Here is an 11,631-nt window from a genome sequence, read left to right as displayed (position 1 = left end):
CGGCGTCAACGGCCTCCTTCAATTCAGTTCGAGCGGAATGCGGGCGGAAAACCGCTTACTTTTCCTCGCTCTAGGGAATCTCCCTGGTGGCAAGGTCGGGCTGCGTCGGCGGCGGGCCTTCGGCGCCAAACGGGTTCAGCTTGTCCTTGTAGCCACGGAGCGGAAAATCCTTGCGCTGCGGGAAGCCCTCGAAGCCTTCCCACATGTAGATCCGCCGCAGGTCGGGATGCCCGGTAAACCGGATGCCGTACATGTCCCAGGCTTCGCGCTCGTGCCAGTTGGCGGTGCGCCAGACTCCCGTGACCGAAGGAACCTCCGGGGGATCACCAAGCCGGCACTTGATGCGGATCCGCCATTTGTTCGGCAGCGAATAGAGGTGGTACACCGCCTCGTAGCGCGGCGTCTCCGGATAATGATCGACCCCGCAGATGTCCGAGAGGAAATTGAATTTGAATGCCGGATCTTCTTTCAGAAACCGGCAGAACTCGACGATCTTCTCCGGCGGGACAGCAAAGACTTCAATGCCATGCGCGGTGCCGAGATCTTCGATTGCTTGTCCGAAGCGCTCCAGGATCGGAGCGCGGTTGAGGGACGGTTCCACACTCATGACGCTGCAACCCGATCGAGAGGCGTGCCGGTCAACGAACGGGACTTCTTGATCTTTTCCTGCAGCAGCAGGAAGCCGTGCATCAACGCCTCCGGCCGCGGCGGACAGCCGGGCACATGCACGTCGACGGGCACGAAAGTTTCCGATCCCTGCACCACGGCGTAGGTGTTGTAGACGCCACCCGAAATGGCGCAGGTGCCCATGGCGATCACCCAGCGCGGCTCCGGCATCTGGTCATAGAGCCGCCTGACGACCGGCGCGAATTTCCGGGTGACCGTGCCGGCGATGATCATCACGTCGGACTGGCGGGGCGACGGGCGGAACACCACGCCGAACCGGTCGAGATCATAGCGGGCGCAACCGGCCGAGATCATCTCGATGGCGCAGCAGGCGATGCCGAAGGTCTCCGGCCACAATGCCGACCTTCGGCTCCAGCTGATGACGCTGTCGGCCGTGGTGAACAGGACGCTGTCGCGGATCGCGTTTCCTACTCCTCCCATTCAAGCGCTCCTTTCAGCCAGGCGTAGGCAAAGCCTACGAGAAGCAGCACGATGAAAACGAACATCTCGACGAAACCGACCAGCCCGATCTCTTTCAGGACGACGGCCCAGGGAAAGAGGAACATCGTCTCGACATCGAAGACGACGAGCAGGATCGCAAGGATATAGAACTGAACCCGGAAGCGGCCCCCCGCGGCCTCACCCGCCGGGTCCATGCCGCATTCATAGGGCATGTTCTTTGCCGGGTAAGGATTGGAAGGGCGCAGCAGCGAGGAAACAAAAAGCGTCACCCCTGCCACCAGAACAACTCCGGCGACCATGAGAAGAACCGGCAGGAATTCCATTGCTGCCATATCGTTACGCCCCGCTTAACCAACGAGGGCCTTGCTCAGTCGCGATATGGGGCCGGTAATATCGTCGCCCCGAAAAGCAACCTGGGCAATCCTCTTAAGACTCTATTCCGTCGGGCGGATCATTGCAAATCCAATCGATTAGGCGGGATCGGGTCGAATGGGATCGTTTTGGGGTCATGACGGCGTGTGCGCCGAGGGGGTATCAACGCCCGCTATGTCGGCATCCCGCTTAACCCCCAGATGCCGACTGTTGTGCAAGCCCAAGGAACCACGCCGGGAAAAGGCCGATGCCGATGGTGCCCAGGGCCGTGAAGGCGAGCGTGGCGCGCACCATGGGCGTCAGTGCCGGCTCGAACGCCCTCTCCGGCTCGCGCATGTAGATCACCATGACGATGCGGATGTAGAAGTAGGCGGCGACCGCGCTCAGGAGCACGGCGATCACCGCCAGCAGGACGAAACCGCGCTCGACGAGAGCGACCAGCACGTAGAACTTGGCGAAGAAGCCGGCCGTCGGCGGAATGCCGGCGAGCGAGAACAGATAGAGGAGCATCAGAAGCGCGAGCCCCGGATGCGACTTGGCGAAACCCGCGTAGTCGTCGATGACCTCGCCCGAGAAATCGCCGTTCCGCATCATGATGACCGCGCCGAAAATACCGAGGTTCATGAAAGCGTAGATCAGCATGTAGAGCATCACGCTGGCGATTCCGTCCTGACCGCCGGCCACCACGCCGAAAATGGCGAACCCGGCATGGGCGATGCTGGAATAGGCAAGCAGCCGCTTGAAATTGTCCTGCACCAGCGCCACGAAACTGCCGAGCGCCATGGTCACGACTGCGATGACCGCGACGATGATCCAGGCGTCCGAGGCGGCGACCAGGGGATTGAGGAAGACCCTGAGGATCACCGCAAACCCTGCCGCCTTCGGCCCCACCGACATGAAGGCGGTGATGGTCGTCGGCGCGCCTTCGTAGACGTCCGGCAGCCACATATGGAACGGCACAGCGCCGACCTTGAAGACCAGCCCCGCAACGATGAAGACCACCGCCAGCAGCAATCCGGGATCGAGCGGATCGCCGGTCACCGCCTTAGCCATCGCATCGAGTTGCGTCGTGCCGGTCAGCCCGTAAACCAGGGAGACGCCGTACAGGAAAATCCCGGTCGAGACCGCGCCGAGGATCACGTATTTCAAAGCGGCTTCGTTCGAGCGCCGCTCGCGCCGCATGAAGCCAGTCAGCACATAGGTGCAGAGCACCATCAGTTCGAGGCCCACATAGATCGACAGAAGATCCGTCGCCGAGGCCATGATCATCATGCCGAAAAGCGCGAAGAGCAGCAGGACATAGTATTCGCTGCTCGCGATCCCTTCGATATCGGCATATTTCCGCGACAGAAGGAACGTCAGGACGGTGGCCACGTAGAACACGAGCTTGAAGAAGACCGCGAAACGGTCGGCGATGAACATGCCGGAATAGGCCGGTCGCACCTCATTCGCCAGCAGGAGCGTCGCCAGGGCGGCGATCAGCACGATCCCGACGGAAGCCGAGACGAGGAAATGTTCCTGCCCCTTGCGCACAAGCTGGCCCAGGATCAGCAGGATGCAGGCCCCGGTGACCACCACGATCTCGGGCAGGCTTGCGATGATCGATTGGAGAAGCGCGGCGGCGGTCATTGGCCCCTCTCCCTGCCATGCACCTCAGTCAGCAGATGCGTCACCGAGGCATCAATGATATCGAGAAAGGGCTTTGGATAGAGCCCGACCCAAAGCACGAAGACGGCGAGCGGCAGGATCGCAACCATCTCGCGGGCGTTCACGTCGCGGATCTTGAACCGGGCGCCGACGCTCGCCGGACCAAGCGCGACCCTTCCATACATGCCGAGAAGATAGGCCGCACCCAGCATTGCGCCCAAAACGGCGGCCGCGCCGACGGCGAGGTTGGCCGCAAACCCGCCCGACAGCACCAAGAGCTCACCCACGAACGAATTCGTTCCCGGCAGCGCCATCGACGAGAGCGTGAAGAGCGCAAGAAACACTGTATAGACCGGCGCGACCTTCATCAGCCCGCCGTAGTCGGCGATGCTGCGGGTATGGGTCCGCTCGTAGATCAGGCCGACGAAGAGGAACAGAGCGCCCGTCGTCACCCCATGATTGAACATCTGCAGGATGCCGCCTTCGAGCCCGCGGGGGTTCAGCGCAAAGATTCCCATCGTCACGAACCCCATGTGGCTGATGCTGGAATAGGCGACCAGCTTCTTCAGGTCATCCTGCGCAAGCGCAAGCAGCCCGCCATAGACGATGGCGAGCGCCGATAGCGCCAGCATCAGCGGCGAAAAATATACCGAGGCCTCCGGCAGCATCGGCAGCGAGAAGCGCAGGAATCCGTAGGCGCCCATCTTCAGGAGCACGCCGGCAAGAATGATGCTGCCCGCCGTCGGCGCCTGCACATGGGCGTCCGGCAGCCATGTGTGGACCGGGACCATCGGCACCTTGACGGCGAAGGCGACCAGGAAGGCGAAGAACAGCCAGGACTGGACCCGGAACGGCAAATCCTGCGCCGTCAGGGCGACGATGTCGAAGGTCTCCCCGCCCTGAAAAAAGAGTGTAATGACGCCGACCAGGAACAGGAGGCTGCCCGCCAGCGTGTACAGGAAGAACTTGAACGCCGCATAGACCCGGCCCTCGCCGCCCCAGACGCCGATGATCAGGTACATGGGGATCAGCATCGCTTCCCAGAAGACATAGAACAGGAAGAGGTCGAGCGCCGAGAACACCCCGAGCATCAGCGCCTGCATGGCAAGCAGGCTCGCCATGAACGCCTTGACCCTGCGCTCGATCGCGACCCACGAGGCGAGCACCGAGACCGCGCCCAAGAGCGTGGTCAGGAACACGAAGAGCGCGCTGATCCCGTCGACGCCGAGCGCATAGGTGATCCCGAGCGCAGGCACCCACGGTACCCTTTCGGTGAACTGCATCTCGTGCGTCGTCGTGTCGAAGCCAGCCAGCAGTACGATCGAGAGAGCGAGATCGAGGAGCGTGACAACAAGCGCTGTCCACCGCACCGCGTCGTCGCTGCGGAGAAACATCAGAACCGCCGCCCCGGCGGCCGGCGTGAATATGATGAGGCTCAGCAGCGGGAATCCCATCGCGCCCCCCTACCGCCACACCACGGCAAAAACAACGATAGTCGCGATCACACCGGCGATCATCGCCAGCGCGTAATGAGTCACGACGCCGGTCTGCAGCCGCCTCAGCGCGCCGCCGCCGTTGAGGATCGAACGGGCTACGCCGTTTACGACGCCATCCACACCATTGAGGTCGAGCTGCAGCCCCGCCCGCGCCGAACCGTGCAGGAAGGGCAGCACCGCAGTCTCCGATACGTCGCTCACCGCCTTCTCGTAGCGCGCTAGCGGTTTTTCGGCGAGCCACATGAAGCCTCGCGCGCCCTTGCGGTAGAACCAGTCGGTATCGAGGCTGATCGTGTTCTCGGGATCGAGTGCCTTGAGGAAAATGACGAAGCCCAATGCCGTGAACATCAGGATTCCGAGGCTCTCGGTGACATGGGCGCCCGTATAGGCGTCGAAGTCGACCGGATAGGGCAGGAGCGCATAAAGCGGCCCGGGATAGACGCCGATCGCAATGCAGAGCGCCGCCGCCATTCCCATCGCAACGAGCATGTTGCGGGGCGGCTCCTGCGCTTCCAGTTTCCGGTCCGTGCCGAAAAACATGTAATAGGGCAGCTTGAGCCCGGTATGCAGGAACGTCCCCGACGATGCCATCGTGAGTGCCAGCATCACCAGCGCGCGGTGATCCTGGCCGGCCGCCGCCACCACCATCGACTTGGTGACGAAGCCCGAGAAGAACGGAAATGCCGAGATCGCAAAGGCGCCGACCATGTAGAGCGCCACGGTCAGCGGCATCGTCTTGTAGAGCCCGCCGAGCTCGGTAAGCTTGCGCCGCCCGGTGACGTGGATCACCGCGCCCGCCCCCATGAACAGCAGCCCCTTGTAGAGGATATGGGCGAAGGCATGGCTGGTGGCTCCGTTCACCGCCATTTCGGTCCCGATGCCGACGCCCGCCACCATGTAGCCCACCTGGCTGACGATGTGATAGGCGAGCAGCCGCCGACAATCATTCTCAAGTACCGCATAGACGACACCGTAAAGCGCCATCACCGTGCCAAGCCAGACCAGAAGCTCAGTCCCGGGAAAGGCGCGCGCCAGCACATAGACGGCGGTCTTGGTGGTAAACGCGCTCATGAACACCGCCCCCGTGACGGTCGCCTCCGGATAGGCGTCGGTGAGCCAGGCGTTGAGCGGCGGCACGGCGGCATTGAGCAGGAAGCCCGCGAGGATCACATAGGCGCCCGGGCCCATATCGCTCTCGATCGGGCCGAAGAGCAGCGATCCGGTGGCGGCCGAATGGACAAGGATGCCACCGAGCAGGGCGACGCCGCCAGTGACGTGGACCATGAGGTAGCGGAATGCGGCGCGGACTGCCTTCTCGCCACCTTGAGCGAAAACCAGGTAGGCCGAGGCGAACGCCATGCCCTCCCAGAAGAGGTAGAGCGTCAGGTAGTCGCCGGCGAAGACTACGCCGAGCGCGCTGCCGACATAGACGAAGGCCGCCACATGTTGGCCCGGGCGCGTCAGATGCAGCGCGTAGATCATGCCGATCAGTGCCATGATGGTGAAAACCGTGGCAAAGACGATGCTGAGCCTGTCGACCTTCGCGATCAGGATTTCCTGCCCGATGAAGCTCGCCGCGCCGTAACTACCCGGCTCCATGGCGAGCACGGCGAGGAACGCGAGCAGCGGGATCAACACCAGATAGGCCTTGCGGATTGTCTCCTTCAGGAAGGGGATCGGCACGGCACCAAGGATGAACAGGAGGGCGGGATGGACAAAGTCAATCATAATAGTCCTCGCGCCGCATGAGCCCGCCCTGATGGCCGAGGAACTTGGAAACGAAAATCAAGATCACACAGGAGCCGAAGCCGTAGACGGCCGACCATCCTGGCAGACGCTCCCATAGATATTCGGCATGCTCGCGGGAGACCAGAAAATCGGCGACGACGATCAGAGCGAGCACCAGATAGAACAACCGGCGGCGGCGTATTGCATAGGTCTCGTCGCCAAAGAAATCGACGATGCGCTCGATCATCTGACCACTCCTTCCGCCAACGTGAGGAAATAACCGGGAAAGACGCCCATCAACACCGACAGGATGGCGGTCGCAACCAGCGGGATCGTCACCAGCGGAATCTCACGAACCTTTGCCGAGCTCTCCGGCGCCGGCGCCCCGAAAAAGGCGACATAGCTGACCGGCAGGAAATAGGCGGCATTCAGCACCGAGCTTGCCAGGAGCACGATCAGGAACGCCGTCTCCCCCGCCTGGACCGATCCAAGCGTCAGATACCACTTGCTGACGAAGCCCGCGGTCGGCGGCACCCCGATCATGCTGAGCGAGGCGACGAAGAACGCCCCCATCGTCCAGGGCAGCCTGCGGCCGATGCCGGCCATGTCGCTGATGTTGCGCTTGCCGGAGGCGCAATAGATCGACCCGGCGCAGAAGAAGAGCGTGATCTTGGAAAAGGCGTGCGCGGCGATATGGATGATCCCGCCAACCATGGCGACCGGCGACAATAAAACCGCGCCCAGCACCACGTAGGAGAGCTGGCTGACCGTCGAATAGGCGAGCCGCGCCTTCAGGTCGTCCCGCGTCAGCGCATAGACGGACGCCATCAGGATCGTGAACGAAACCAGATAGGCCGTTGCGATGCCCAGCCCCAACCCGCCGACCAGCCCCGCGCCGAAGACGTGGAACACCACCCGGAGCACACAGAAGACGCCCATCTTGACCACGGCCACTGCATGCAGCAGAGCGCTTACCGGTGTCGGCGCCACCATCGCGGCGGGCAGCCAGGCGTGCATCGGCATCACCGCGGCCTTGGCGAAGCCGAACAGATAGCAGAAATAGACGACCGTCAGCAGTGCCGCCGGGGCGTTGGCGCCAGCAAGCAGTCCCCCGGGCACGAAGTCGAGCGATCCCGCTATGGCATAGGTCAGCGCCAGCGCGGCAAGAAGCACGCTTTTCGATGCGCCCATCAGATAGACGAGGTACTTGCGGCTGCCCTTCCACCCCTCTTCGTCCTCGTGGTGGTAAACGAGCGGATAGGTGACGAGGCTCAGCACCTCGTAGAAGATCACCAGCGTGAAGAGATTGGCGGCAAAGGCGCCCCCGACGGCCGCCGCGAGGCTCAATGCAAAGCATGCGAAGAACCTAGTCTGCGCATGCTCGTGCAAGTGCCGCATATAGCCGATGGAATAGATCGCCGCGACGATCCACAACAGCGACGAGACGGTGGCAAACACCATACCGAGCGCATCGACCCGGAACGCGAAATCGATGCCAGGCAGGATCTCGAAGAGACGTAGTTCGACAGTCCCGCCCGAAAGCACCGTGGGGGCCATCGAGGCGACGATTGCGAACATGGCGACCGCGGCCACCGGCGAGACGAGATCGCGGAGTTTTTCGCGCTTGTTCAACAGGAGAACTGAAAGGGCCGCCAGGCCGGCAATGGCGACGGCAAGCAGCGGCCGGATCGAGATCACCGGTTCCAAGCCGCTATCCTTTCATCACGGTCACGTCGTCGACCTTGAGAGTGGCCTTGTTCCTCACGAGGGCGACCAGAATGCCAAGGGCGACGGCGACCTCCGCAGCGGTGGTTGCGATGACGAAGATCGCGAAGATCTGCCCGCGGAAATCAGCGTAGTAGCGCCCGAATGCGATGAAATTGATGTTGACCGAGTTGAGCAACAATTCGAGCGACATCAGCACGACCAGAATATTGCGCCTGAGCAGCACGCCCGCCGCCCCGATCACGAACAGAACCACTCCAAGCAAAATGGACCATGAGAGCGGAACCATCAGCCCGGCTCCTTCCGCGCCAGTACGATCGCGCCGACAAGGGCGGCCAGGAGAATGACGGAGGCGGCTTCGAACGGCAGGAGATAGTCGGTGAAAATTGCCCTGCTAAGCTCTCTCACCTGATCGCCGTCACGGGCGGCGGCGGGTTCGGTGGCCGAAAAGCGGTCGCTCCAGAGCACCAGTGCGAGCATCTCGAGCCCGAGCAGGACGAGCAACACCAGAGCCGGCAGGTTGCCGCCCGGTAGGAACCGCTGCAACACCGCTTCGCGCACATCGATCATCATGATCACGAACAGGAACAGGACCATGATCGCGCCAACATAGACGAAGATCTGGATACCCGCGAGCAATGGCGCCCCGAGCAGGACGAAGATTGCCGAGACTTGCAGGAAACACGCCATCAGTGCCAATGCGCTGTGAACGGGATTGCGCGCCAGGACCACAGTCAGGGCCGTGATCACGGACACCGCAGCGAACAGAAGAAAGAACCCCTGATCCATCGACGCCGACCCCTCCCACGCGAACTGTCACTCGGCGCGAGTGCGGCCGGACTGCGATAGCTCCGCACTTCGGGTGCATTCACAAATTGTGCCCTAGTATCGGATTTTTCACAAGATTATTGACATCGGCCGAGCAACCCAAGGCCGTCGTGGCAAAGGCGGCGTTTCTCGAACGGACGCTCGATTTCGCCAGCCGGTGCCCTGCAAGCCAATGGGATGCCGGATAGCATCAGTCGAAACGCGGCTCGCAATTTCTGCTATAGAGTTCCAATAGTGTATTGTCACACTCGCCAGCGGCGCACCGGTCGTTGGCAACCTCTTGCCCGGCCAATGCGTTCTGCGTGACAAGCAAGGCGGCGAACCGAAGATATCGGGAGGGTCGCGTCGCGCGCCTCATGGCGTTGGCGTATTCGTTTGGAAAAGAGTTCACGTATGGCGGACAACAACGCCGCTCCGGGTGGAGGCGCGAAAACCCAAGAACCAGAGTCATCCGGGCCCGGTATTAAAGCGACCGAAGGCTCCGATGACGCAGCGTTTGCGCGTACGGGCAGCGCGCTTGCAGAAATCGGCCGGGCGTTGCTGACCTTCGGGCAGGCAGTCCGTCACGATGCGGTTGGCTGGAGCTCCCAACTCGCTAAAAGGCTTGGCGGCGGCGACAAGCTCCAGCGGCGGCAAGCGACCGAGGGCTCGGAAGCAACGCACAACACCGCCGGCTTGACTGGAAAGATCCGGGCAGGCCTCCGGCGCCGGCGTTCGAGAGACATGCCCGCTGGACCAGCAGGCGCACGCAGCAGGCGCGGCATCCTCGTGCGGACTGCGGCAATCGCGAGCGTGGTATTGCTTGCCTCGCTGATCGCTCTTTTCTCATGGGCGTTGAGGGACGTGCCGTGGAACGAGATAGCCGATGGTTCGCTGAAGCCGGTGGTGGTGCTTGAAACGGCTGCCGGCAAGCCGCTGGTGACCCAAGGACCGCTTCAGGGGTCCTATGCGGCCCGAGCAGATTTCCCGCCGCACCTCATCGATGCCGTGCTTACGAGAGAGGACCGGCGCTTCTATGAGCACTTCGGTATCGATCTAAGGGGCATTCTTCGTGCCCTTTACACCAATGTCGGAGCAGGCGAAGTCGTGCAAGGCGGCAGCACGATCACGCAGCAACTGGTCAAGATCCTCTATCTGGAGCGAGACCGCACCTGGAAGCGGAAGATCCAGGAAGCAGTGATCGCCTTCTGGCTGGAACGCAAGCTTGGCAAGGACGAGATCCTCACGCGATACCTGAACAACATCTATCTTGGTGCCGGCGCAACAGGCGTCCCGGCGGCTGCCCGTATCTATTTCGACAAGGACGTGCACGAACTCAATGTGAGTGAATCGGCGATGCTCGCGGGCATTATCCGCGCGCCGTCGCAGCTCAATCCCATAAGCAACCCGGACGGTGCGCGCCGGCAGGCCGAACTCGTGCTCGATGCCATGATCAAGAGCGGCAAGGTGACCGCAGAGCAGGCCAGGACCGCGACCGCGGAGCTTCGTCCGGTAAAGCCGGCAATACGATCAGGCAGTTGGTTTGCCGACTGGGTGATGCAGGAGGCGCGCGAGCTTGCAGGCCCTTACCGGGGCACGATCAAGGTCAGGACGACGATGGTGCCGCGGCTGCAAGCGATCGCCGAAAAGGTGGTTGCCGAAGCGCTCGAGCAGGAAGGCGCAAAAGCGGGTGTGCAGCAGGCCGCCTTGGTGGCGATGACGCCAGAGGGCGCTGTGGTCGCCATGGTCGGCGGGCGTGATTACTCGAAAAGCACGTTCAACCGCGCGGTCTCGGCGATGCGCCAGCCGGGCTCTGCCTTCAAGCTCTTTGTCTACTATGCCGCATTGAAGGCCGGCCTCACGCCTTTCGACTGGGTTGAAGATGCGCCGATCGAGATCGACGGCTGGTCTCCGGAAAACTATGAGGGCGACTATCGCGGGCCGGTCAGTATAGCGGAGGCCTTCGCGCGATCACTGAACGCCGCGACGGTGGCTCTGGCGATGGAGGTCGGGATCGACAAGGTTATCGCCGCCGCTCGCGAATTGGGGATCGATGCCAAACTTTCCGAAACGCCGAGCCTGGCGCTCGGTTCGTCGGAGGTGAACCTGCTTGATCTTACCGGCGCCTACGCCTCGGTACGGGCGGGCGCGGCCCCGGTCGAGCCGTGGGGCATTGTATCCTTCCGAGCCGAGGGCGAGCCCCGCGCGTTCCGTTTGGGCGCCACGAGGCAGCCCACCACCGATCTTCGCCAATATCAGCCGGATCTCATTGATCTGTTGCGCTTGGTCGTCGAGCGAGGGACGGGTCGGGAGGCTGACCTTGGGATGTTTGCAGCCGGCAAGACGGGCACCAGCCAGAACCACCGCGATGCCTGGTTCATCGGCTTCAACGAGCGGCTGGTCGTTGGCGTTTGGGTCGGTAATGACGACGAGATGCCGATGAACGAGGTAACAGGCGGCAAGCTGCCGGCGCGGATCTGGCGGAGCTTCATGACGGCGGCGTCGGCCAAGGGTGGCGAAAATGCGCCAGGCGAGCCCGATGCGACGATGAGTTCCGCAGATGGCGGCGGAGCGTCTGCTTCCTGCAATGTTAACGCCTGCGCGCGCGCCTATCGCTCGTTCCGGCCGTACGACTGCACCTTTCAGCCGTACACAGGGCCTCGTCGGCTTTGCGAAAAATAGCCTCGCAACCTCGCAACCGGCTGCGGGAAATGGGTCGAAGTCTCGA

The 11,631-nt window shown here is 62.5% G+C and carries 11 protein-coding genes; 1 reads left to right on the top strand and 10 read right to left on the bottom strand.

Features of this window, described 5'->3' with window-relative positions; all coding sequences use genetic code 11:
• Positions 1-70: 70 nt before the first annotated feature.
• The 10 genes from QA637_RS19915 to QA637_RS19870 form a co-directional block, all read right to left on the bottom strand.
• Entirely contained in the window at positions 71-607 is a 537-nt protein-coding gene (locus tag QA637_RS19915) for an NADH-quinone oxidoreductase subunit C (protein WP_153440012.1), read from the bottom strand.
• Positions 604-1,107: a NuoB/complex I 20 kDa subunit family protein gene (locus QA637_RS19910; RefSeq protein WP_283066435.1), complete on the bottom strand. Its 504-nt coding sequence runs from the start codon at positions 1,105-1,107 to the stop codon at positions 604-606. The genes QA637_RS19915 and QA637_RS19910 overlap by 4 nt, the downstream gene beginning before the upstream one ends.
• Positions 1,095-1,460, bottom strand: a complete 366-nt coding sequence (locus QA637_RS19905; protein WP_153440014.1) for an NADH-quinone oxidoreductase subunit A — start codon at positions 1,458-1,460, stop codon at positions 1,095-1,097. Before QA637_RS19905 ends, QA637_RS19910 begins: the two co-directional genes overlap by 13 nt.
• A gap of 229 nt (positions 1,461-1,689) precedes the next feature.
• On the bottom strand, positions 1,690-3,129 hold the full coding sequence (locus QA637_RS19900; protein ID WP_283066433.1) for an NADH-quinone oxidoreductase subunit N: 1,440 nt from the start codon (positions 3,127-3,129) through the stop codon (positions 1,690-1,692).
• Entirely contained in the window at positions 3,126-4,601 is a 1,476-nt protein-coding gene (locus QA637_RS19895) for an NADH-quinone oxidoreductase subunit M (protein ID WP_283066431.1), read from the bottom strand. Before QA637_RS19895 ends, QA637_RS19900 begins: the two co-directional genes overlap by 4 nt.
• Before the next feature lie 9 nt (positions 4,602-4,610).
• On the bottom strand, positions 4,611-6,371 hold the full coding sequence (locus QA637_RS19890; RefSeq protein WP_283066429.1) for a Na(+)/H(+) antiporter subunit D: 1,761 nt from the start codon (positions 6,369-6,371) through the stop codon (positions 4,611-4,613).
• Positions 6,364-6,618: a hypothetical protein gene (locus QA637_RS19885; RefSeq protein ID WP_153440018.1), complete on the bottom strand. Its 255-nt coding sequence runs from the start codon at positions 6,616-6,618 to the stop codon at positions 6,364-6,366. The genes QA637_RS19890 and QA637_RS19885 overlap by 8 nt, the downstream gene beginning before the upstream one ends.
• Complete coding sequence (locus QA637_RS19880) at positions 6,615-8,078, bottom strand: monovalent cation/H+ antiporter subunit D family protein (RefSeq protein ID WP_153440019.1); 1,464 nt, start codon at positions 8,076-8,078, stop codon at positions 6,615-6,617. The genes QA637_RS19885 and QA637_RS19880 overlap by 4 nt, the downstream gene beginning before the upstream one ends.
• A gap of 4 nt (positions 8,079-8,082) precedes the next feature.
• Complete coding sequence (nuoK, locus tag QA637_RS19875) at positions 8,083-8,385, bottom strand: NADH-quinone oxidoreductase subunit NuoK (RefSeq protein ID WP_153440020.1); 303 nt, start codon at positions 8,383-8,385, stop codon at positions 8,083-8,085.
• Entirely contained in the window at positions 8,385-8,885 is a 501-nt protein-coding gene (locus QA637_RS19870; RefSeq protein ID WP_283066426.1) for an NADH-quinone oxidoreductase subunit J, read from the bottom strand. The genes nuoK and QA637_RS19870 overlap by 1 nt, the downstream gene beginning before the upstream one ends.
• Before the next feature lie 432 nt (positions 8,886-9,317).
• Between QA637_RS19870 and QA637_RS19865 the strand changes: the two genes are divergently transcribed.
• Complete coding sequence (locus tag QA637_RS19865) at positions 9,318-11,585, top strand: PBP1A family penicillin-binding protein (RefSeq protein ID WP_283066425.1); 2,268 nt, start codon at positions 9,318-9,320, stop codon at positions 11,583-11,585.
• Positions 11,586-11,631 lie beyond the last annotated feature (46 nt).

Source organism: Sinorhizobium terangae, from assembly GCF_029714365.1.
Classification (GTDB): Bacteria; Pseudomonadota; Alphaproteobacteria; order Rhizobiales; family Rhizobiaceae; genus Sinorhizobium; species Sinorhizobium terangae.
Note: the sequence above shows the minus strand (reverse complement) of the source record. Positions and strands in the feature narration are given on the sequence as shown.

Bases quoted from the DNA above. Each gene is read 5' to 3' on its own strand.
- QA637_RS19915 (WP_153440012.1), bottom strand. From the start codon at position 607: ATGAGTGTGGAACCGTCCCTCAACCGCGCTCCGATCCTGGAGCGCTTC.
- QA637_RS19910 (WP_283066435.1), bottom strand. From the start codon at position 1,107: ATGGGAGGAGTAGGAAACGCGATCCGCGACAGCGTCCTGTTCACCACG.
- QA637_RS19905 (WP_153440014.1), bottom strand. From the start codon at position 1,460: ATGGCAGCAATGGAATTCCTGCCGGTTCTTCTCATGGTCGCCGGAGTT.
- QA637_RS19900 (WP_283066433.1), bottom strand. From the start codon at position 3,129: ATGACCGCCGCCGCGCTTCTCCAATCGATCATCGCAAGCCTGCCCGAG.
- QA637_RS19895 (WP_283066431.1), bottom strand. From the start codon at position 4,601: ATGGGATTCCCGCTGCTGAGCCTCATCATATTCACGCCGGCCGCCGGG.
- QA637_RS19890 (WP_283066429.1), bottom strand. From the start codon at position 6,371: ATGATTGACTTTGTCCATCCCGCCCTCCTGTTCATCCTTGGTGCCGTG.
- QA637_RS19885 (WP_153440018.1), bottom strand. From the start codon at position 6,618: ATGATCGAGCGCATCGTCGATTTCTTTGGCGACGAGACCTATGCAATA.
- nuoK (WP_153440020.1), bottom strand. From the start codon at position 8,385: ATGGTTCCGCTCTCATGGTCCATTTTGCTTGGAGTGGTTCTGTTCGTG.
- QA637_RS19870 (WP_283066426.1), bottom strand. From the start codon at position 8,885: ATGGATCAGGGGTTCTTTCTTCTGTTCGCTGCGGTGTCCGTGATCACG.
- QA637_RS19865 (WP_283066425.1), top strand. From the start codon at position 9,318: ATGGCGGACAACAACGCCGCTCCGGGTGGAGGCGCGAAAACCCAAGAA.